Consider the following 22,437-nt stretch of genomic DNA (forward strand, 5'->3'; position numbering starts at 1 on the left):
TGATTAACGAATTATAATTTAAGAGCTATTTATAAGTAGGATAAATGTTGATTTTGTTACGAAATGGAAGAAAATATTTTAACTATCTATTTTATAAATCTCAGTGATGCCTTTTAATATCGTATAAAAATCAATTTTTAGATCAATTAATTTTCCTGACTCTAAGTCAAAAACCCAACCATGTACTCTTAAATTTCTTTCGTTTGATGCTTTTTGAACTTCTGCAGTTTTGATAACATTAATGCATTGCTCTTGCACATTTAGTTCGGTTAAACGTTTGTATTTTTCTTCATCAGATACAATAGCATTCAATTCTGCTTTATGAATTCGATATACATCACGAATACTTCTTAACCATGGATTCAAAATGCCTAAGTCAGCTTGTTGCATTGCTGCTAAAATTCCACCACAACCATAATGTCCACAAACAATAATATGGTTTACTTTTAATTGGTTTACGGCGTAATTAATAACGGACATTGAACTTAAATCGGTATTGGGAACCATATTAGCAATGTTTCTATGAACGAAAACTTGTCCTGGTTCTAGACCCATAACTTCTTCAGCAGTTACACGGCTATCAGAACAGCCGATGTATAAGAATTCTGGAGATTGTCCTTTTGCCAATTTGGTGAAAAATTCGGGATCTTTGGATAGTTTTTGGGCTATCCAATTTTTATTATTTTCAAAAATAGCGTTAGTATTCATTCGTTAAAGATATTTAAATTTTTAGCTTTTGAAATATATATGTACTAAAATTTTTTCGTGGATTGATGATGAAATGTTCTTTTTCTTGTTCTTTACGAAAGAACACAAATCCCCATTGAAAAGTATCGATTGTGACTTTTATATTTGGATGATTTTTAATGATTTCCCAAGCCTCTTCCATGTCTTTTGACCAATGGATGTCATCAAAAATCCAAACAGTTTCGTTTGTGATTGTTGGAAGTAATTGTTCGAAATAATCTAATGTGGCTTTTTTGGAATGGTTGCCGTCGAAATAAATTAGTTGGCAGTGTTCAGTGTTCAGTTGGCAGTTTAGTAGGTAATCTTCAAATTTTGTATTGATAAATTTAATGTTTTCTCTATTGAAATTTGATTTTTGAAATTGCAATTGAGCTTGTTCTTGGGTTTTTGAACAACCTTCTAAAGAAATTATTTTAGCAGCTTTATTTCCTAAAGATATGGCAGAAGTGGCTAATCCTAAGGATGTTCCTATTTCTAAAATGGTTTCAGGTTGAAAATAGTCTACAACTCTAAATAATAGTTTAGCTCTTTTAGGTGAAATTCCAGCAGTTTTTGCAATTTTGGATATTTGTCTTTTATTGGATTTGAAAACTCTTGAACCTGCTCCAAAATCTGTCACTTCAATGAAGTTTTTGTTTTCTAAAAGCGATTTTCTATATTGATTAAGAATTTCATATTCAACATATTTTTTCTTGTCATAAAAACATTTTGTAATCAAACTATATACAAAAGGAGAATGAACTCCATGTTGATTGCTGGAGTTTTTTAAGAAATTTAGATATGACTTTATTTGTTGTATCATTGTTGTTACACAGAGATTCACAAAGGTTTTCAGCAGAGATTCACAAAGAAAATATTAAAAACTTTGAGGTTCTTTGGGTATTCTTTGTGTAACTCTGTGTAATAATTAACCTTCCATTTTAGCTGAAAGTTCGAACCAACGTTCTTCTTTAGCTTCCATTTTCTTTATGATGTTTTGTAATTCATTTGCCTTTTTTTCAATGGCATCATCTGCTACTTTTCCATCAGTAAATAATTGCTCAATTTTGCTTTTTTCGAATTCTAAATCTTTGATTTCTCTTTCGATTTTTTGGTATTCTTTTTGTTCGTTGAAGGTTAAACTAGATGTGTTATTTTGTTGTTTCCAGTCTTTTTTTTCAGCTTTGTTGTCTTCTTTTTGTTGCACTTCTGCTGAATCTTCATAAGCTCTAAAGTCAGAATAATTTCCTGGAAAATCTTCTACTTCTCCTTCACCACGGAACACAAACAAGTGATCTACAATTTTATCCATGAAATATCTATCGTGAGAAACAACTAATAAATTTCCTGGGAAATCTAATAAGAAACTTTCTAACACGTTTAAAGTCACAATATCTAAATCATTTGTAGGCTCATCCAGAATTAAGAAATTTGGATTTTGAATTAAAACTGTACATAAATACAAACGTTTCAATTCACCACCACTTAATTTTTCTACGAAATCGTATTGTTTTTTAGCATCAAATAAGAAACGCTCCAATAATTGCGAAGCCGAAATAATTTTCCCTTTGGTTAACGGAATATATTCACCATATTCTTTAATAATGTCAATTACTTTTTGTCCAGGTTTTGGATTGATTCCACTTTGTGTGTAATATCCAATTTTGATAGTTTCTCCAACAATTACCTTTCCAGAATCTGGTGGCATTGTTTGAGTCATTATATTTAAGAAAGTTGATTTTCCAGTTCCGTTTTTTCCGATAATTCCGATACGTTCTCCTCTTTGAAAAGCATAAGTAAAATCATCTAAAATAACTCTGTCTTTAAAACTTTTGTTTAGCTTAACCAATTCAATGATTTTGCTTCCCATTCGTTCCATGTTGATTTCTAATTCAACTACATTTTCTTTTCTACGACTTTCTGCTTTTTCTTTAATCACATAAAAATCATCTTGACGCGATTTCGATTTTGTAGTTCTAGCTTTTGGTTGACGTCTCATCCAAGCTAATTCTTTTACGAATAAGTTTTGAGCTTTGTCAACACTTGCATTCTCAGAAGCAATTCGTTCTTCTTTTTTTTCTAAATAGTAAGAATAATTTCCTTTGTATTGGTATAATTTTCCGTTATCTAATTCAATGATTTCATTACAAACACGTTCTAAGAAGAAACGGTCGTGAGTAACCATGAATAAAGTAATGTTTTCTTTGGCAAAATAACTTTCTAACCATTCAATCATTTCTAAATCTAAGTGATTGGTTGGCTCATCTAAAATCAATAAGTCTGGGCGACTAATTAAAATGATAGCTAATGCTAAACGTTTCTTTTGTCCTCCAGAAAGGCCTTTTACTTTTACCTTTAAATCGTCTAATTTAAGTTTAGAAAGAATTTGTTTGTATTGTGTTTCAAAATCCCAAGCATCATAGCGATCCATGTCGTCAAAAGCAAGTTGATATACTTCTTCATCTTCTGGATTTTCTAATGCTTTTTCGTAGCGTTGAATTGCTTTTAAAACTTCACTATCACTTGCAAAAATACTTTCTTCAACTGTTAATTCATCATCAAGATTGTTTGTCTGTGATAAAAAAGCCATTTTAATTTCCTTACGAATAATAACCTGACCAGTATCTGGTTCATCGAAACCATTCAACATGTTCATAATGGTTGTTTTTCCAGAACCATTTTTGGCAATAAAAGCTATTTTTTGGTCTTTGTTAATTCCAAACGAAATGTTTTCAAACAAAACACGTTCGCCATAAGCTTTTGATATATTTTCTACTGATAAGTAATTCATAGTGTAATTTAAAAGTGCAAAAGTAGTTTATTGCCAATGATGAAACAATATTTTGATTGCAAATAAAAAAAGCTGCCTTTTCAGACAGCTTTAATTTCTTATTTTAAGACTTCAACTTCAATATGACTATCATTAAAAATCTTGATAAATGATTTAGTGTAATCTTCTTTTTTAGCTAAATATTGATTATCCAAAAACTTCTGAGGATTCACAGCGATCATTGGATACCAAGTACTTTGAACTTGAATTTGAATTTTATGTCCTTTTTTAAAAGTATGTAAAACATCTTGTAATCTAAAATTCACTTCAGTAGTTTGGTTTGGAGTTAATGCTTCAGGTTTTTCAAAGCTATTTCTGAAACGAGCTGGCATTACTTCACTGCGGACCATTTGATGATAATTGGCATATAAGACTTCTGGTTTATCTGCATTTTGTGGTTCATCAGCAGGATAAATATCGATTAACTTCACAATGAAATCTGCATCAGTAGAAGAGGAAGCAATCTTTAATTTTGCCATAATTTCTCCAGCTAAAGTCATCTCTGCTGTTAAATAATCTGTTGTAAAAGTTATTACATCAGGTCTGTTTAAAGCAAAACGTTGGTCTTCACTCATGTAATTTCTTGGTGTAAATCCGTTATATTCTCCATAATTGATACTACTTGGTACAGGATTGTTTGGATCACTATAATATTCTGAATAAGAATTATTTTTAGATTTCTCTTTTTCTAATTGTCCATTTGAATTTAAATAGAAATTTAATTTTGAACTTTCTTTTGGTGGCCAATTGGTGAATTCATTCCATACTTTTTTTCCTGTATCAAACATGTAAGCTTCAGGAAGTGCAACAGCATTTTTTGAATTACTCTTTAAATAATGATTGAAGAACTTAAATTCAATATTTTTTTGATAAAAAGTGGCAATGCTATCGCCAAAATAGATGTCATTATGAAAATGTTTTCCAGTTTCTCTTGCCCAAGCACCATGAGAAAAAGGTCCCATTACGATTGTGTTTTTTGCTTTTGGACTTGTTTTTTCAATGGTTTTGTAAATATTCAATGGTCCAGCTAAATCTTCAGCATCAAACCAACCACCAACAGTCATTACAGCATGATTTATATTTTTTAAATGAGGTAATAAATTTCTAGATTGCCAAAATGAATCATAACTTGGATGATCAACTATTTCTTGCATGAAAAAATTATCTTTATAATATTTGTCAGTAGCTTCTTTTACTGTACCAAGTTCATTAAAGAAAATAGAACCATCTTTAGAAGTTGGTCTAATAAACTGACTCATGTACCAACCATCTTTTTCGGCTTTAGTTTTTTGAACACCAAATACAGGAAAAGTTCTAAAATATCCCATTACAAAAGCGCCATTGTGATGAAAATCATCAAAAAAGAAGTCAGAAATTGGAGCTTGTGGTGATGAAGCAACCAAAGCAGGATGATTTGCAATGGTTCCAACAGCTGTGTAAAAACCTGGATAAGATGTTCCGTATTGACCAACTTTTCCGTTATTATTTTTGATATTTTTTACTAACCAATCAACAGTGTCATAAGTGTCAGTACTTTCATCAACATCTTTTTTAGTTTTGTGTTCAACTTGAGGTGTCATGTTAGTGAAAAGTCCTTCACTCATATATCTTCCACGAACATCTTGATAAATGAAAATGTATTTATCTTCTTCTAAAAAAGAACTTGGTCCAAGTGATTTCTTGAAATTTTCTTCACCATATGGAGCAATGCTGTAACAAGTTCTTTGCATTAGCATAGGATATTTTTTATCCTTAGAAATATCTTTTGGAGTGTAAATAGCCGTGTAAAGTTTTACTCCATCTCGCATTGGAATATATACTTCTTTTTTGTCATAATTTGATTTGATGTCTTCTTGTGAAAACATATTTAATGACATTAGAAGTAGTAATGTTTTTAATAAAAATTTCATTTTGAATAGTTATTTGATTATTAATTAGGAGTATGTGTTATTTTGAACTTCGAAGATATTAAGATTTTCTCAATTAAATAAATTGTTGCTGTAAATAGTTTTAAACTTTAATTATATTCGCACTATGCAATTATCGGTAATTATTCTCAATTATAACGTTCGCTACTTTTTGGAGCAATGTGTTTTTAGTGTTCAAAAAGCACTTGAAGACATTGATGGTGAGATTATAGTGATTGATAATAATTCATCAGATGATAGTTGTGCCATGATGAAGGAGAAATTTCCGAATGTAAAACTCATAGAAAATAAAGAAAATTCAGGTTTTCCAAAAGGAAATAATATTGGTGTTGCAGAAGCAAAAGGTAAATATTTATGTATTTTAAATCCGGATACAGTTGTTGCAGAAGATACGTTTACTAAAATTCTGCAATCTGAATCCTGCAATCTGAATTCTGGAATAATAGGATGTAAATTAATTGACGGAACAGGTAATTTTTTGCCAGAATCAAAAAGAGGTGTTCCAACTCCTTGGGTTGCTTTTACAAAGATTTTTGGGTTGTATAAATTTCTTCCTAATTCAAGTTTTTTTAATAAATATTATGCTCAACATATTACTGAAAATCAATCAGGAAAAGTCGATATTTTAGTCGGTGCTTTTATGATGATGAAAAGTAATTTATACAATAAAGTTGATGGTTTTGATGAAAATTGTTTCATGTATTCAGATGATATTGATTTGAGTTACATGGTTTTAAAATCAGGAAAGATTAATTATTATTTTCATGAAACTTCAGTAATTCATTATAAAGGAGAAAGCACAGTTCGTGATGGTTTGTACATGAAACATTTTCGTGAAGCAATGCAGTTTTTCTATAAAAAGCATTTTAAGAAATCGATTGTTTTTGATTTAATGATGCAATTTGGTGCTTTCACTTTTAGTTTGATTAAGAAAAATCAACAAAAAAACAAAAAAGTTGAAATTGATGAATACATAGTTTTTTCAAAAAATAATTTCTCCTTAAATTTGAATAAAAAAATCACTTATTTAACTGATTTTGATAAATTTAAAAATGATTTAAGCAAGAATTTTGAATTGATTTTTGATACAAATTCGTTTAGTTTTAAAGAGATTATAGCTTTTATGGAACTAAATAAGGCCATGAATATTACATATAAGAACTATATAAAATCATCAAACTATTGTATTGGAAGTAATAATTCAAATGATAGAGGTGAAGTTATTCAAGAAATCCTAAATTAGTGAATCAATAAAAAAGAGTAATATATTTTTTGAATTCGAGTTAAATAGTCAAAACTTTTATTAATTTTGCAATCGAATCAAAAGAATCAAACGATATAGTAACAATATGGCAAAATTTGAATTAAAACTTCCTAAAATGGGAGAAAGTGTTGCAGAAGCTACCATTACAAATTGGTTAAAAAAGGTAGGTGAATCTATTGAAATGGATGAAGCTGTACTTGAAATTGCTACCGATAAAGTAGATAGTGAAGTGCCAAGTGAGGTTTCAGGTGTTTTGACGGAAATTCTTTTCAATGTTGATGATGTAGTTCAAGTAGGACAAACTATCGCAATCATTGAAACAGAAGGAGGAAGTGTTGCTGAACCAGTTTTAGCACCAGTTCAATCAAGTGAACCTGTTGCTGCACAACAAATCGAAGAACAAATTTCGTCTGCTAAAACAGATTTAAATTTTGTGCCAGATTTTTCTGAATCAGATAAATTCTTTTCACCATTAGTAAAAAACATAGCTGCTGCAGAAGGAATCTCAGTTGCAGAATTAAATAATATTAATGGAACAGGTAAAGAAGGTCGTATTACAAAAAACGATATTCTTGACTTTGTTGCTACTAGAGGAAATGCATCAGTTGAAAAAGTTGTAGCTCAACCAGTTGCTCAAGTTCAGCAACCAACTGCTAAAGTTGAAACTCCTAAATTAGCTCCAGTTTCAGTAAATGGTGGAGATGAAATCATTGAAATGGATAGAATGCGTAAGCTGATTTCGGGATATATGGTTGCTTCTTTACAAACTTCTGCTCACGTTCAGTCATTTATTGAAGTGGATGTGACAAATATGTTTAAATGGAGAGAAAAAGTTAAAAACACTTTCGAAAAACGTGAAGGCGAAAAATTAACATTCACTCCTTTGTTCATGGAAGTTGTTGCAAAAACAATAAAAGATTTTCCAATGATAAATATTTCTGTTGATGGTGATTATATCATTAAAAAGAAAAATATCAATTTAGGAATGGCAGCAGCTTTACCAAACGGAAATTTAATTGTACCTGTTATCAAAAATGCAGATCAATTGAATTTAGTCGGAATGGCAAAAGCAGTTAACGATTTAGCTAACAGAGCAAGAACAGGAAAATTAAAACCAGACGATACACAAGGTGGAACATATACAGTAACAAATGTTGGAACATTCGGTTCAGTGTTTGGAACTCCAATTATTAATCAACCACAAGTTGGAATTCTAGCACTTGGAGCCATCAGAAAAGTTCCAGCAGTTATTGAAACTCCAGAAGGTGATTTTATTGGAATTCGTCAAAAAATGTTTTTATCACATAGTTATGACCATAGAGTAGTAGATGGAGCATTAGGTGGAAGTTTCGTAAAACGAGTAGCCGAATATCTTGAAGCTTGGGATATTAATAGAGAAATATAATTCAAATAAAAAAACCGTCAAATTTGACGGTTTTTTTTATAACTTGCTTGAAATTAAATAATTATCAATGAAAAGGTTTTTAGTTTTATTTATAAGTATTCTTTTTTTGTCTTTTTCATCAAAAGAAAATAAACCTTATAAAAAAGGAATTGATTTTTTTAAAGGAACTTACTCAGAAGCATTAGCAAAAGCAAAAGAAGAAAATAAACCCGTTTTTTTAGATGTTTATGCCAGTTGGTGTGGACCGTGTAAAAAATTAAAAAAGACTACTTTCAAAGACGAAGTAGTTGGTGAATATTTCAATAAAAACTTCATTTGTGTTGCAATTGATGGTGAAACTGAAGAAGGAAATGCAATTTTGGATAAATATAAAGTAAGGAGTTATCCAACTTTAATAATTGCTGATTATGAAGGTAATATGAGAACCAAAACAACTGGATTCGTAAAACCACATATTCTAATAAATTTCGGAAAAAGAATTGTTCCTTGATATTAACCTAAATTTATCATTTAAATTTTAGTGAAACAGTTTTCAAAAAATTATATTTGCCCTATAAAATTATATAATGGAATTAAAATTAACTAGACCTATCTGCTTTTTCGACCTTGAAACAACAGGAATAGACGTAGCAAAAGATAGAATCGTAGAAATATCAGTATTCAAAGTATATCCAAACGGAAATAAAGAAAGTAAAACGTGGTTGGTAAATCCAACTATTCCAATTCCACCACAAACAACTGCTGTGCATGGAATTACAGATGAAAAAGTTGCCAACGAACCACCTTTTTCTGAATTAGCAACACAAGTTTATAATATGATTAAAGATTCAGATTTAGCTGGGTTTAACTCAGATAGATTTGATATTCCATTGTTAGCCGAAGAAATGCTTCGTGCTGGAGTTGATTTTGATATGAAAAATAGAGTCTCGGTTGATATTCAGACCATTTTCCATAAAAAAGAAGAAAGAACATTAAGTGCTGGTTATAAGTTTTATTGTGGTGAAAGTCTAGAAAATGCCCATTCTGCAGAAGCTGATACAATGGCAACTTATGAAATTCTAAAAGCACAATTAGATAGATATCCAGATTTAGAAAACGATATGAAGGTTTTGTCTGAGTTTACGACAAGAAAACGTTCAGTAGATTTTGCTGGATTCATCGCTTTAAACAAAGATGATCAAGAAGTTTTCTCTTTTGGAAAACACAAAGGAGTTTTAGTTGATGATGTTTTAGATAAAGAACCAGGTTATTTCAGTTGGTTGCAAAATGCTGATTTTCCACTATATACTAAAAAAGTACTGACAGCTATTAAATTAAGAAAGTTAAACACTAAATAAAGTGTTCAGTTATTAGTGGTCAGTATCCAAGCTGATTACTAAAAACTGACCACTGACCACTTTGCTATGAAGATCATCTGTATCGGTCGCAACTACGCTGACCATATTTCTGAATTAAATAATGAAAAGCCAACAGAACCTGTTATCTTTTTGAAACCAGACACAGCTCCAATTCTTAAAAAATTTCCATTTGTGATTCCAGCTTTTAGTAAAGATGTGCACCATGAAGTAGAAATTTTGGTTAAGATTTGTAAGGTTGGAAAATATATTAGTCCAAAATTTGCACATACTTACTATGAAGAAATTGGATTAGGAATCGATTTTACAGCAAGAGATGTTCAAGCTGAGTTAAAAGCTAAAGGATTGCCTTGGGAAAAAGCAAAAGCATTTGATGGTTCTGCTATGATTGGAGAATTTTTACCAAAAGAAGAATTTAAATCATTAGAAAACATTAACTTTGAATTGCATTCAAACGGAAATATTGTGCAACAAGGAAATACAAGTCTAATGTTGTGGAAAATTGATGAATTGATTTCTTATGTTTCACAATATTTTACCTTAAAAAAAGGTGATATTATTTTTACTGGAACACCAAAAGGAGTCGCACAAGTAAAAAATGGTGATGAACTAACAGGTTTTATCGAAGGAAAACAACTATTTAAAATTCAAGTTAAATAATGGCAATACATTATAATCTAGCTAAGGTATATGATATATCCTCAAATGATGTCGAATTTGTTAATCAAATACTGACTCTTTTTTTGGAAGAAGTTCCATTTGAGTTAAAACAAATGAAAGAAGGGATAAAGATAAAAGACTTTAAAAAAACCTACGCTGCAGCTCATAAAATTAAACCGACACTTGATTTATTAGGGGTAGATTTAGCTTATGAAGAAGTCAATCAAATTATGGCTTGGACTAAAAAAGAAGGCAAGAAAAAAGAGGTAAAAGAAGTTTTTAAATTACTTAAGGAGCAAGTTGATTTAGCTTCAAAAGAAATTAGAAAAAACCATAATATAAAATAGGTATGCAGGCAACAATTGTTACTATTGGTGATGAAATTCTAATAGGTCAAATTGTAGATTCTAATTCGTCATATATAGCAAAAGCTTTAGATAAAATCGGAATTGCAACACATGAAATGCTTTCAATATCAGATGATAAAGAGCATATTATTTCTACATTTCAAAAACTTCAAAATAAAGTAAATGTCGTAATTATTACAGGTGGATTAGGTCCAACAAAAGATGATATTACCAAAAAAACTTTTTGTGATTACTTCAATGATTTTCTTGTTGAAGATGCTAACGTTTTAAAACACGTTACTGACATTATTGAAGGTTTTTACAAAAGACCAATTACACAATTAAATAAAGATCAAGCACTTGTTCCATCAAAAGCTAAGATTTTGTTCAATAAAATGGGAACAGCACCAGGTATGTGGATGGAACATGAAAACACCATTTTTATTTCGTTACCAGGAGTTCCTTATGAAATGAAATACTTGATGGATAATGAAGTGATTCCAAATTTAATGCAAAAGTTTAAAAGACCATTTATTGTTCATCAAACCATAATGACATATGGAAGAGGCGAGAGTATGGTGGCTGAACAAATAGAAGATTGGGAAAATAACTTGCCTTTATTTGTTAAATTGGCTTATTTGCCAAGTCCAGGAAGAGTTCGTTTGCGATTAACAGCTCGTGGAATAGATGAAGATATCTTAAAAGAAGCTATCAAAAATCAAGTGGAAACTTTAATTCCTTTAATCGGAGATATAATTGTAGGTTTTGAAGAAGACGATTCAATAGAGGTTGTTCTAGGAAGAAAATTAAAAGAAAAAGGACTTACAATTGCAACGGCAGAAAGTTGTACTGGTGGCAAAATTGGGCAAATGTTGGCTGCTATTGGAGGTGCATCCGCTTATTACAAAGGCAGTTTAGTAACATACGCAACACAATCAAAAATAGATGTTTTAAAGGTTTTAAAAGAGACTATTGAAAAGCACTCTGTTGTAAGTGAAGAAGTTGCATTAGAAATGGTGAAGAATGTGAAGCAAATTATGCAGTCTGATTATGCAATTGCTACAACAGGAAATGCAGGTCCATCTAAAGGAGATTCTGAGGCTGACTTAGGAGTTGTTTACATTGCAATAGCTACACCTAATAACGTTTTTGTAGAACGATTTGAGTTTGGACAACCAAGAGAAAAAGTAATCGATAGAGCTGTAAATAAAGCCTTTGAAATGGTATATAAAGAAATTTAAAAAAAAGAATAAACTTTGTTTGTATATTAATATAAATTTTGTTTCTTTGCACCCTTATTTAGAATAACGATAAAAAGATTTCAATAATGTCAAGAGTTTGTGAACTTACAGGAAAAAGAGCGATGACCGGAAACAATGTTTCTCACGCTATGAATAAGACAAAGAGAAAATTCTCTGTGAACTTATTTAAAAAACGTTTTTATGTTGCAGAAGAAGATAAGTGGGTTACTTTGAAAGTATCTGCTGCTGCTTTAAAAACAATAAACAAAATAGGTATTACTGCTGCGATGAAAAAAGCAAAAGCTAACGGACTGAAATTTTAATCCGAAAACCTCTAAAAAAAATATAAAAAGATGGCAAAGAAAGGTAATAGAATACAAGTTATTTTAGAGTGTACTGAGCATAAAGCTTCTGGTGTAGCTGGAACTTCTCGTTATATCACTACTAAAAACAAAAAAAACACTCCAGACAGATTGGAAATTAAAAAATTCAATCCTGTTTTAAAAAGAGTAACAGTTCACAAAGAAATTAAATAATAAGAAATTTTACTTCTGTAAAACTTCATAAAATATTCAATTATGGCAAAGAAAACCGTAGCAACATTACAAACAGCTTCAAAAAGATTAACCAAAGCAATAAAAATGGTTAAGTCTCCAAAGTCTGGTGCTTATACTTTCGTTGAGTCAGTTATGGCTCCAGAACTTGTTGACGAGTTCTTAAAAAAGAAATAAGACAATAAAATAATATATAGAAAAGCTGCTTTCGTTTGAAAGTAGCTTTTTTATTTTTACATTTGTTTGAAATTTAATAATCTTACCAAATGAGTTTTTTTAAAAAGATATTTTCTTCAGATAAAAAAGACCAAAACTTAAGTGAAGAGGCAAAGCAAACTTTAGATAAAGGTTTAGAGAAGTCTAAATCTTCATTTTTTTCAAAATTATCTAAAGCAGTTGCCGGAAAATCTAAAGTTGATGATGAGGTTTTAGATAATTTAGAAGAAATTTTAGTTTCTTCTGATGTTGGTGTAAACACAACATTAAAAATTATTGAACGTATCGAAAAACGTGTTGCTAATGATAAATATTTAGGAACTGACGAATTAAACAAAATCCTACGTGAAGAAATTGCTGGTTTATTATCTGAAACTAATCAAGGTAATGAAACTGAATTTAATATTCCAAAAACTGGTGAACCTTATGTAATAATGGTAGTTGGTGTAAATGGTGTTGGAAAAACAACTACTATTGGAAAGTTAGCATCACAATATAAAAAAGCAGGTTATAATGTTGTTCTTGGAGCAGCAGATACGTTTAGAGCAGCTGCAATTGACCAACTTCAAATTTGGGCTGATAGAGTTGGAGTTCCTATTGTAAAACAAAAAATGGGAAGTGATCCTGCCTCTGTAGCATTCGATACTTTAGAATCTGCAGTAAAACAAAACGCTGATGTTGTAATTATTGATACTGCTGGACGTTTGCATAATAAAATCAATTTGATGAATGAATTGACTAAAGTAAAACGAGTAATGCAAAAAGTGGTTGTAGATGCACCACATGATGTAATGTTAGTTTTAGATGGTTCAACAGGTCAAAATGCATTCGAACAAGCCAAACAATTTACAGCAGCAACAGAAGTCACAAGTTTAGCTGTTACTAAATTAGATGGAACAGCAAAAGGAGGAGTTGTAATTGGAATTTCGGATCAATTTCAAATTCCGGTAAAATATATTGGTGTTGGTGAAGGAATTGATGACCTTCAGGTTTTTAACAAAATAGAGTTTGTAGATTCATTTTTTAAATAATTATATGGATAAATCGCTTTTAAGAAGTCCTTTAGTAATAGCAATCATAGCTATTGTACTAGCTTTAATCCCTTTTCTTTTTGATAACGAAAACATATTAGTTTTGCTAAGATTGCTTTCTTTTGTGTTGTTTTTTTATGCAATACATCTGTTATTTGTATCAAAAAAAATAGCTAAAAAATAAGCATAAATCAAACCGTTAAGAAATTTGTTTACTAGATAAAATAGTTTGATTTCTTAATGGTTTAACTATTTGTTAGTTTTTTAATTAATTGATAAAAGCATTAATTTTTCCCCAAAGTATATTGTCAAAATCAGATAAAGCAAAATTTGTTTCATCAGCTGAATTCCCCATTCGTATAATTACCAATTTTTTACTTGGTACGACATAAATCTTTTGATCGTCTTTGCCTAAAGCACAATACATGTCACTTGGAGCATTTGGTATTAAGCTTCCACTAAATTCAAATTGACTTTGTGGTAAATGATAACTTGATTTTCCATTTAACCACCATAAATAGCCATAAGCTTGATTAATATTTTGAGAAGTGCTTGTAGCAGCATTTAAAAAATTCTCATTGATAATTTGAGTTGAATTCCATTTTCCTTTTGCATACATCATAAGTCCAAAACGAGCCATACTTCTTGTGTTACTCCAATATACATTTTCTGTCACTGTTGAAAGCCATGCTCCACTCATGCCTATTGGATTTTTTAACTTTGTATTAAAGTAGTTATCCCATGTTTGATTTGCAGATTGTGAAATAACATCTTGTAATTTAAAAAACACTCCGTGATAAGCCCATCTTGAGCCAGCATCAGCTAAATACTGTAAGTCAGCAGTAGTTACTCCATCATTTGTATCATCTAAACCTGAGGTCATAGATAATAAATTTTTGCAGGTAATTAAATTTTCTTTAGCTAAAGGAGCGTTCGTCCAACCAGTGCCTAAATAATCAGATACTTTATTGTTAATATTTATTAAACCTTCTTGTTCAGCAATACCACTTACTGCAGTCGTTAATGTTTTTCCAGCACTAGCCCAATACCATGGAGTTGTAGCTGTATGAGTGCCAAAATAATGTTCTACTACAATTTTTCCATCATGAAGAATAATAAAGCTTTTGCTGTTTTTTAATTCTAAATAGTCTAATAAAGGTTGTAAATTATTTTCGTTCCAACTTAATTCACTGCTCGATTTTGTTTCCCAAATATCAGATCCATTTGGAGGAAAGTAAATGTTCTCTGACGCAGGATCATTCACACTGATTTCATCATCTTTTGAACATGAAATTAGTAGAATAATAATTGGGATGATAATAGCTATTTTTTTCATAATTAAGGAATTTAACTTTAATACCTATTATTAGACAATAAAAGTATAAAATAGTTTAATCAGAAACTAAATATTTGTAATTTAGTGCAATATTTAAATTATGAAGGTAAAGTTATTATTTGCAATGGCATTCGTTTTTTTGGTTTCGTGCAAACAAGCTGTAAAAGAAACTGATATCCAAAACCTTAGTGGTTATTGGGAAATTGAAAAAGTAATTCTTCCTGATGGTGAAGACAAAGAATATAAAGCAAGTGAGACCTTCGATTTTTTTGAAATTAAAGGAGATTCTGGTACAAGAAGAAAAGGCATGCAACAATTTGATGGGACATTTTTAACAAATGATGTTTCGGAAGCCTTTACAATAGAAGTTAAAGATGGAAATTATTACATAAACTATAAGACTGATTTTGCAAAATGGAAAGAAGAAATTCTATCGATAAGTAATGAAAAACTTGTTGTAAAAAATAAAAATCAATTAGAATACCATTACAAAAGGCCTGTTTTATTTACAAAAAAATAACTTTAGTTTTGACTAGGCTTTATAGATTGTAGCGAAACATATTTTCAACATACATTTTACGATATACATTAATAATGGCAAAGCGATTTAACGAAGAACATTCCATGGAGGACATTCTAAAAGAATTCATTCAAGTCAATAAATTAGATTCTGGAATGGACAAAATTGACGTGGAACAAGCTTGGAAAAATTTAATGGGAAATGGTGTAAACAATTATACCGAAGAAGTTCTTTTAAAAAGAGAAACATTATATGTAAAATTATCTTCAGCTGTTTTGAGAAATGAATTAAGTTATGGAAAAGACAAAATCATTAAAATGATTAATGAAGAAATGGGTAAAGAAGTAGTAAAGTCTTTAGTTTTGAGATAAAACAAAGAAATCCCAAAATAAATTGAGATTTCTTTTAACTAATTAAGAACATTTTTCAATAAAACAAATGCCAATTAAAATTGTGCTGTTTCCGTTGAACCCTTCATGGCTACAGTTGATGATAATCCAGCTGTAACTGTATTTTGTACTTCATCAAAATAAGTTGTTCCTACAAAATTTTGATGTTTAACTGCTCTAAAGCCTTCGGCTTGTAAAGCAAATTCTTTTTCTTGTAATTCTGAATATCCAGCCATTCCTTTTTTCTTGTAAGCTAAGGCTAATTCAAACATAGAGGTATTTAGGGCGTGGAATCCGGCTAAGGTTATAAATTGGAATTTATAGCCCATTTTAGCAATGTCTTCTCTAAAAGTTTCCATTTGAGCAACCGATAATTTTGCTGCCCAGTTAAAGGATGGAGAACAGTTATAGGCTAATAATTTTCCTGGAAATTTAGTATGAATTGCTTCAGCGAATTTTCTTGCTTCCTCAATATCAGGTGTCGAAGTTTCTAACCAAATTAAATCTGCAAACGGTGCGTAGGATAATCCTCTGTCAATACCTTGTTCAATCCCTGCATTTACGTGAAAAAAGCCTTCTGGAGTTCTTTCTCCAGTTAAAAACTTTCTATCTCTTTCATCAATATCACTGGTTAATAAATTAGCTGCATCAGCATCTGTTCTTGCTACAATTAATGTGGGAACATTCATCGTGTCAGCAGCTAATCTAGCAGCAACTAGTTTGTTTATTGCTTCTTGAGTTGGGACTAAAACTTTTCCTCCTAAATGCCCACATTTTTTTGCCGACGAAAGTTGGTCTTCAAAATGAACACCAGCTGCACCAGCTTCAATCATAGCTTTCATCAATTCAAAAGCATTTAAATTTCCTCCAAAGCCTGCTTCAGCATCAGCAACAATAGGAACTAAATAGTCTTTTTTATTTTCAATTCCATTTACGGATTGAATTTGATCTGCACGCAATAAGGCATTATTTATTCTTTTAACAACCTGAGGAACACTATTTACAGGATATAGAGATTGATCAGGATACATTTCTCCAGCTACATTTGCATCAGCAGCTACTTGCCAACCACTTAAATAAATAGCTTCTAATCCAGCATCAACTTCTTGAATGGCTTGATTTCCAGTTAAAGCACCAAGGCCAGCAACCCATTCTTGATTGTTTAATTTATGCCAAAGAACTTCAGCTCCACGACGAGCAATCGAATATTCAATTTGGTAAGAACCTTGTAATGTAATTACTTTTTCTGCAGAATAAGGTCTTTCAATACCTTTCCATCTTGGGTTTGTAGTCCAATCTGTAACTAATTGTTGAATTCTTGCATTTGTTTTCATAATTTTGTTGTGATTTTTGAATAGTTATTTATAATTATTTGAATTTACTGTCAGGTGTTCTAGCACCTGGCAGTTTTTTTTAGTCTAAATATTGGTAAGCTTTTAGGGTTAAAAAATCATCTAACTCTTTATTTAAAATCATTTCTGAGAATAATTTTGTAGCTAAATCAAATTTTCCATTAGCATATCTTATTTCACCTACATAGGTTTTGATGGTATTTAATTCTTCTTTAATGATTTGATTATATAATTCAGCTGTACATTTTTCTTCGTTTTCAAGAATTACTTCCTTGTTTAACCAATTCCATAATTGTGCTCTTGAAATTTCAGCTGTAGCTGCATCTTCCATTAAATTGTATAATGCTGCTGCTCCAACACCCATTAACCAAGATTCAATATATAAGATTCCAACATTGATGTTTTTATGAACTCCTTTTAATGTTACTGTTCCTTTTGGTAATTCTAATAACTTTTCTTCTGTGATGTTAATTTCTGGACGTTTTATATGTAAATGATTTTTAGTTGTCATAAACTCATTGAAAACATTCATTGCTAAAGGAACTAATCCAGGATGAGCAACCCATGTTCCATCATGACCATTTTTGACTTCACGTATTTTGTCAGCTTTTACTTTTTCAAAGGCCATTTTATTGGCTTCTTCGTCATTTTTTATTGGAATTTGAGCTGCCATTCCTCCAATAGCTAAAACATTTCTTTTATGACAAATCTGTATAACTCTTAGTGAATAAGCTTCCATAAATGGACTTGCCATTGTTACTTGATCTCTGTCAGGAACTATAAAATCAGTATGTTTTTTTAATTTTTTGATGTATGAAAAAATATAGTCCCAACGTCCACAATTTAAGCCAGCCATGTGATCTCTTAGTTCATAAATGATTTCATCTAATTGAAAACTAGCCGTTATGGTTTCAATTAAAACTGTAGCCTTAATAGATTTTTGAGGAATATTTAAATACTCTTGAGCAAAAATAAACACATCATTCCACCAACGTGCTTCTTCATAATGTTCAAGTTTTGGTAAGTAGAAGTAGGGCGCTAAACCTTGTGCTATTTGAGTTTTAGCATTGTGATAAAAGAATAAGCCAAAATCGACCAAAGCACCAGAAAGAAATTCTTCATTTAGTTTTAAATGTTTTTCTTCTAAATGTAATCCTCTTGGGCGAACTAATAATGTTGCTGTTTCATTATTAAGGTTGTATTTTTTACCGTTTTGCTCTAAAGAAATGGTTTTATCTATAGCGTCTTTTAAATTTTGTTGTCCTTCCATTAAGTTGGACCAAGTTGGCGAACAACTGTCTTCGAAATCTGCCATGAAAACTTTTGCTCCCGAATTTAAAGCATTAATCACCATTTTTCTGTCAACTGGTCCTGTGATTTCAACTCTTCTGTCTAAAAGAATTTCTGGAATTGGAGCAGCTGTCCAATTTGATGTTCTAATATGTTCGGTTTCTGTTAGAAATTTTGGTTTTTCTCCTTGATCAAATTTTTGTTGTTGGATTTTTCTTTTTGCTAAAAGTTCTATTCTTTGTGAATTGAATTTAACATGAAGCGTTTCTAAAAAAGTTAAGGCTTCTTCTGTAAGTATTGAATTAGCCTCGGAATGATTAACAACTTGAACATTATTTTGTGTTACTGTTTTCATAGTAATGGAAGTTAAATGATTAGCTGGGACAATATTATAAAAAAATAAATTACAAAACAAGCGAACGTTCGCTAAAATGTAAAAATATTTTTTAGTGGTGTTTTTTATTTTGATTTAATGTATATTTGTAGCTATAAGTAACCAAGTATTTTGCTTTAAATTGGCTTAGTGAAAGGTTTAATGTAGAAAAAATGATAGAAGAAGAATATATTCGATTGATTTTTGGATTAAAATTAAAGCAATTAAGAACAGATAAAAATTTGTCATTATTTGGCTTGGCTAAAGTTACTGGACTTTCAAAATCGTATTTAAATGAAATTGAAAAAGGTAAAAAATATCCAAAACGTGATAAAATATTAGTATTGTCAGAAGCATTAGACACTACTTATGACCAAATGGTTTCTTTAAAGTTGGATAAAAACTTAGCTCCAATTGGAGAAATATTGCAATCGCGAATCTTAAAAGAAATCCCGTTAGAAGTTTTTGGAATAAAAGAAAGTAATTTAATTGATATAATTGCAGAAGCACCAATAAAAGTCAATGCTTTTATCAGTACCCTTTTTGAAATTGCAAAACATTATAATTTAACGCGTGAAAGTTTTTTTCTAGCGGCTTTACGTTCATACCAAGAAGCTAATAATAATTATTTTGAAGAAATTGAAGTGCAAGTCGAAAAATTTGCCAAAGCTTATTCCATAGACTTAAATAAGCGTTTAAAGGTTGAAGACTTAGAAGAGATTTTAGTTGAAGAATATGGTTACACTATTAATAATGAAGAGTTAACCCAACATACTGAATTGAATAGTTTACGTTCGGTTTTTGTGCCAACTTCTAAAACTTTATTGGTTTCATCGGAAACAGATAATTCACAAAGAATGTTTATTTATGCTAAAGAAATTGCTTATAATTTCTTGGAAATTTCAGATAGACTTTATACTTTTTCTTGGATAAAATTTGAAAGTTTTGATCAGGTTTTAAATAATTTTATGGCTTCGTATTTTGCAGGTTCGTTATTAATTCCACATAAAATATTAGTTAAAGAATTAAAGATGTTTTTTGAAAATAAAGAATTTATTGCTGAAGATTTTCAAAAATTAATGGATAAATTCACAGATTCACCTGAAACTTTCTACCAACGTTTAACAAATGTATTACCTAAAGATTTTAATTTAAAAAACTTATTTTTCTTGCGTTTTTCACATAAGCCAGAAAGAAATGATATTCAACTGACAAAAGAGTTGCATATTACAAATCTGCTAGAACCACATGCAAACGAGAGAAATGAACATTATTGCAGACGTTGGGTTTCAATAAAAACGTTGCAAAAGATTGCTACTTCAAAGGAGTCTCATTTGTTTGATTACCAAATATCTTCTTATCAACACACTGAAAATAGATATTTAGTACTTTCATCTGCAACAAAAGATCCGTTTAGAAAAGGATATTTTAGAAGTATCTCATTGGGAATTTTAATTTCGTCTCATTCTATAAATAAAATTAGTTTTTTACAAGATGCTACTATTCCTATAAGACAAGTTGGAGTGACTTGTGAATCTTGTTCCGTTTCTGATTGTTTAGAAAGAGTAGCTCCTCCAAGAAATTTGGAACGAAAACAACGATTTGCTAAAACAGACAAAGTTGTAACAGAAATTATGGAAAAATTTAAATAAAAAAATCCCGTTTCAATGAAGAAGCGGGATTTAATATTTTTAGTTGAAACTATTACTAGAACATTTCTCTTCCAGCAAAATGAAAAGCACCTTCAATAGCAGCATTTTCATCAGAATCTGAACCATGAACTGCATTTTCACCCATTGAAGTAGCGTATTTATTACGAATAGTCCCTTCAGCAGCATCAGCAGGATTTGTAGCACCAATTAAAGTTCTAAAATCAGCAACAGCATTTTCTTTTTCTAAGATAGCAGCCACGATTGGACCTCTTGTCATAAACTCAACTAATTCACCATAAAATGGTCTTTCAGCATGAACAGCATAAAATTCTTTAGCGTCAGCTATAGTTAATTGCGTTAATTTCATTGCTACAATTCTGAAACCACCTTCAGTAATCATATTTAAAATTCCTCCGATGTGTCCATTTTCAACTCCATCAGGCTTAATCATTGTAAAAGTTCTATTCGTTGCCATAGCTTTTTTATTTTTTTTTAATTCGAGTGCAAAAGTAAGCATTTAATCTGAACTTGCAAGTGCTGAATTTATTTCAGTATTTCAGATTCTTTTCAACTTATCTAAAATATGATTTAAAATAATTTGAAGCGATTTGCTCGGGCTTTTCTTAGCTATGTATTTCCTGCTATCCATTCCAATCTCTTCGAGGATTTCCATTCCTATCAGGGCTAGAAGAGAAGGGTTTTTTTTTATTTACTAGGTTGTAATGTGTATAATTTAAATAGAATTACTGTTTTATAAAATTGTGAATATCTATTTGTTAAAAAATAGTAGTTCTTTTTTCTTTAAAATTATCTTTGACATCCATAAAAATAAAAAAAAAGATATGAGTGCAACTTGGTATGAGTGTAAAGTAAAATACAGAAAAATTGATGAGAATGGCGTACAAAAGATTGCGACAGAACCTTATTTAGTTGATGCAATGTCCTATACAGAGGCAGAAAGAAGAATGAATGAAGAAATGTCGGCTTATGTAAGTGAAGAATTTAAAATCACAAATATTAAAGTAGCCAACTATGCTGAAATTCATCCTTTCGAAAAGGCAGATAGATGGTTTAGGTCAAAAGTTTCATTAATAGCGTATGACGAAGAAAGCGGAAAAGAACGTAAATCAAACATGTATTTGTTAATACAAGCTAATGATGTAAAAGAAGCTTACGATAATACAATCCATGCGATGAAAAACACTATGGGCGATTATACCATTCCAGCTATTTCAGAATCAGCAATTATGGATGTTTTTCCGTATTTTAGTGGTGAAGAAGGTGATTTAGAAAAGTTAGAAAAATTCAATTTAGTAAAAGACTCTAAAATTGAAGTTCAAACCATGGAAGATCCTTTAGATATTGAAGAAATAGATTCAGAATTTGAAGTAGAAGAAGTTATTGAAGATTAAAATTTATAAATTAAAACCTCATTTGAAAAAAATCGAATGAGGTTTATTTCTTTTCGGGATTTCGTGAAGTATCAAAAACAGCGTTCACAATTATCGAATTATCAATAATTTCAAAAACAATTACAAAAGGAAAAGTTTTTAAAAGAACTTCTCGATAAACATCAAATTTTAATTGAAATAAAAACGGATTAATTCTTATATAATTCAGATTTTCTAAAAATTCAGCATAAAATCGTTCCCCTAAATTTTTGTTTATTTCGCTATAATAAGTAATAGCATTTTCAATTTCAATCGATGCTTTTTTACTTAAAAGAATATTAAAAGCCATATTTAGTTTTAATCGTGCTTTTAAATTCCTCTAAAGAAATCACTTCTTCTGGATTTTTTAGATATTCAACACGTCTTTCTCTAACTTCATTAATTTGATTTTCATTTAATAAAGTTGCAGAATCTTCAACAATAAGTGAGATTCTTTCTAAAATTTCAGGGTTTTCTATTTTGTTAATTTTAGCAATTAACTTTTTTCTTTCTTCTAAAATATTCATAATGAATTAAT

General features: G+C 30.2%; 25 protein-coding genes. 15 read left to right on the forward strand and 10 right to left on the reverse strand.

Features of this window, described 5'->3' with window-relative positions:
* Positions 1 to 78 precede the first annotated feature (78 nt).
* The 4 genes from G507_RS0103440 to G507_RS0103455 form a co-directional block, all read right to left on the reverse strand.
* Positions 79 to 708, reverse strand: coding sequence for a carbonic anhydrase (locus G507_RS0103440; RefSeq protein ID WP_026716175.1), 630 nt, complete (start codon positions 706 to 708; stop codon positions 79 to 81).
* 13 nt (positions 709 to 721) lie between these two features.
* Complete coding sequence (locus G507_RS16360) at positions 722 to 1,549, reverse strand: O-methyltransferase (protein WP_051191477.1); 828 nt, start codon at positions 1,547 to 1,549, stop codon at positions 722 to 724.
* A gap of 105 nt (positions 1,550 to 1,654) precedes the next feature.
* Entirely contained in the window at positions 1,655 to 3,517 is a 1,863-nt protein-coding gene (locus G507_RS0103450; RefSeq protein WP_026716176.1) for an ABC-F family ATP-binding cassette domain-containing protein, read from the reverse strand.
* Between the two features lie 98 nt (positions 3,518 to 3,615).
* Positions 3,616 to 5,466: a CocE/NonD family hydrolase gene (locus tag G507_RS0103455; RefSeq protein WP_026716177.1), complete on the reverse strand. Its 1,851-nt coding sequence runs from the start codon at positions 5,464 to 5,466 to the stop codon at positions 3,616 to 3,618.
* A 124-nt stretch (positions 5,467 to 5,590) separates the two neighbouring features.
* Between G507_RS0103455 and G507_RS0103460 the strand changes: the two genes are divergently transcribed.
* From G507_RS0103460 to ftsY, 11 genes are all read left to right on the forward strand, one after another.
* Positions 5,591 to 6,727: a glycosyltransferase family 2 protein gene (locus G507_RS0103460; RefSeq protein WP_026716178.1), complete on the forward strand. Its 1,137-nt coding sequence runs from the start codon at positions 5,591 to 5,593 to the stop codon at positions 6,725 to 6,727.
* A gap of 106 nt (positions 6,728 to 6,833) precedes the next feature.
* Positions 6,834 to 8,153, forward strand: coding sequence for a dihydrolipoamide acetyltransferase family protein (locus tag G507_RS0103465; RefSeq protein ID WP_026716179.1), 1,320 nt, complete (start codon positions 6,834 to 6,836; stop codon positions 8,151 to 8,153).
* Positions 8,154 to 8,220: 67 nt separating this feature from the next.
* Entirely contained in the window at positions 8,221 to 8,643 is a 423-nt protein-coding gene (locus tag G507_RS0103470; protein ID WP_026716180.1) for a thioredoxin family protein, read from the forward strand.
* 76 nt (positions 8,644 to 8,719) lie between these two features.
* Positions 8,720 to 9,490: a 3'-5' exonuclease gene (locus G507_RS0103475; protein ID WP_026716181.1), complete on the forward strand. Its 771-nt coding sequence runs from the start codon at positions 8,720 to 8,722 to the stop codon at positions 9,488 to 9,490.
* Positions 9,491 to 9,556: 66 nt separating this feature from the next.
* Positions 9,557 to 10,168, forward strand: a complete 612-nt coding sequence (locus G507_RS0103480) for a fumarylacetoacetate hydrolase family protein (RefSeq protein WP_026716182.1) — start codon at positions 9,557 to 9,559, stop codon at positions 10,166 to 10,168.
* Positions 10,168 to 10,515 carry an Hpt domain-containing protein gene (locus G507_RS0103485; RefSeq protein ID WP_026716183.1) on the forward strand — a complete coding sequence of 116 codons (348 nt, stop codon included), beginning with the start codon at positions 10,168 to 10,170 and terminating at the stop codon, positions 10,513 to 10,515. The genes G507_RS0103480 and G507_RS0103485 overlap by 1 nt, the downstream gene beginning before the upstream one ends.
* A gap of 2 nt (positions 10,516 to 10,517) precedes the next feature.
* Positions 10,518 to 11,756, forward strand: coding sequence for a CinA family nicotinamide mononucleotide deamidase-related protein (locus G507_RS0103490; protein ID WP_026716184.1), 1,239 nt, complete (start codon positions 10,518 to 10,520; stop codon positions 11,754 to 11,756).
* A gap of 86 nt (positions 11,757 to 11,842) precedes the next feature.
* Positions 11,843 to 12,079, forward strand: a complete 237-nt coding sequence (gene rpmB, locus G507_RS0103495) for a 50S ribosomal protein L28 (protein WP_026716185.1) — start codon at positions 11,843 to 11,845, stop codon at positions 12,077 to 12,079.
* A gap of 30 nt (positions 12,080 to 12,109) precedes the next feature.
* Entirely contained in the window at positions 12,110 to 12,292 is a 183-nt protein-coding gene (gene rpmG, locus G507_RS0103500) for a 50S ribosomal protein L33 (protein WP_011963553.1), read from the forward strand.
* Between the two features lie 42 nt (positions 12,293 to 12,334).
* Positions 12,335 to 12,487: a DUF4295 domain-containing protein gene (locus G507_RS17500; protein ID WP_008253891.1), complete on the forward strand. Its 153-nt coding sequence runs from the start codon at positions 12,335 to 12,337 to the stop codon at positions 12,485 to 12,487.
* A gap of 89 nt (positions 12,488 to 12,576) precedes the next feature.
* The gene (ftsY, locus tag G507_RS0103510; RefSeq protein WP_026716186.1) at positions 12,577 to 13,557 is read left to right on the forward strand and encodes a signal recognition particle-docking protein FtsY; all 981 of its coding nucleotides are present in this window, start codon (positions 12,577 to 12,579) and stop codon (positions 13,555 to 13,557) included.
* Between the two features lie 268 nt (positions 13,558 to 13,825).
* Here ftsY and G507_RS0103520 read toward each other — a convergent pair whose 3' ends face one another.
* Positions 13,826 to 14,893, reverse strand: coding sequence for a serine hydrolase domain-containing protein (locus G507_RS0103520; protein ID WP_026716188.1), 1,068 nt, complete (start codon positions 14,891 to 14,893; stop codon positions 13,826 to 13,828).
* Between the two features lie 100 nt (positions 14,894 to 14,993).
* On the opposite strand from G507_RS0103520, the gene G507_RS0103525 reads away from it, so the two are divergent.
* Entirely contained in the window at positions 14,994 to 15,413 is a 420-nt protein-coding gene (locus tag G507_RS0103525) for a lipocalin family protein (protein ID WP_026716189.1), read from the forward strand.
* A gap of 74 nt (positions 15,414 to 15,487) precedes the next feature.
* On the forward strand, positions 15,488 to 15,784 hold the full coding sequence (locus G507_RS0103530; protein ID WP_026716190.1) for a DciA family protein: 297 nt from the start codon (positions 15,488 to 15,490) through the stop codon (positions 15,782 to 15,784).
* Between the two features lie 74 nt (positions 15,785 to 15,858).
* Here the strand turns inward: G507_RS0103530 and aceA are convergent, their stop codons facing one another.
* The gene (gene aceA / locus G507_RS0103535) at positions 15,859 to 17,136 is read right to left on the reverse strand and encodes an isocitrate lyase (RefSeq protein ID WP_026716191.1); all 1,278 of its coding nucleotides are present in this window, start codon (positions 17,134 to 17,136) and stop codon (positions 15,859 to 15,861) included.
* 79 nt (positions 17,137 to 17,215) lie between these two features.
* Positions 17,216 to 18,799: a malate synthase A gene (aceB, locus tag G507_RS0103540; RefSeq protein WP_026716192.1), complete on the reverse strand. Its 1,584-nt coding sequence runs from the start codon at positions 18,797 to 18,799 to the stop codon at positions 17,216 to 17,218.
* 191 nt (positions 18,800 to 18,990) lie between these two features.
* Between aceB and G507_RS0103545 the strand changes: the two genes are divergently transcribed.
* Positions 18,991 to 20,469, forward strand: coding sequence for a helix-turn-helix domain-containing protein (locus G507_RS0103545; RefSeq protein ID WP_035665582.1), 1,479 nt, complete (start codon positions 18,991 to 18,993; stop codon positions 20,467 to 20,469).
* Positions 20,470 to 20,524: 55 nt separating this feature from the next.
* On the opposite strand, the gene G507_RS0103550 is transcribed toward G507_RS0103545, so the two are convergent.
* Positions 20,525 to 20,944, reverse strand: coding sequence for a nucleoside-diphosphate kinase (locus G507_RS0103550; protein WP_026716194.1), 420 nt, complete (start codon positions 20,942 to 20,944; stop codon positions 20,525 to 20,527).
* A gap of 367 nt (positions 20,945 to 21,311) precedes the next feature.
* Between G507_RS0103550 and G507_RS0103555 the strand changes: the two genes are divergently transcribed.
* Positions 21,312 to 21,881 (forward strand): DUF4494 domain-containing protein, encoded by a 570-nt coding sequence (locus tag G507_RS0103555; RefSeq protein ID WP_035665638.1) that lies wholly within the window; start codon positions 21,312 to 21,314, stop codon positions 21,879 to 21,881.
* 43 nt (positions 21,882 to 21,924) lie between these two features.
* Here the strand turns inward: G507_RS0103555 and G507_RS0103560 are convergent, their stop codons facing one another.
* Entirely contained in the window at positions 21,925 to 22,209 is a 285-nt protein-coding gene (locus G507_RS0103560; RefSeq protein WP_026716196.1) for a type II toxin-antitoxin system RelE/ParE family toxin, read from the reverse strand.
* On the reverse strand, positions 22,199 to 22,426 hold the full coding sequence (locus tag G507_RS0103565) for a hypothetical protein (protein ID WP_026716197.1): 228 nt from the start codon (positions 22,424 to 22,426) through the stop codon (positions 22,199 to 22,201). The genes G507_RS0103560 and G507_RS0103565 overlap by 11 nt, the downstream gene beginning before the upstream one ends.
* Positions 22,427 to 22,437: the final 11 nt, after the last annotated feature.

The organism is Flavobacterium gelidilacus DSM 15343, assembly GCF_000422685.1.
Lineage (GTDB): Bacteria > Bacteroidota > Bacteroidia > Flavobacteriales > Flavobacteriaceae > Flavobacterium > Flavobacterium gelidilacus.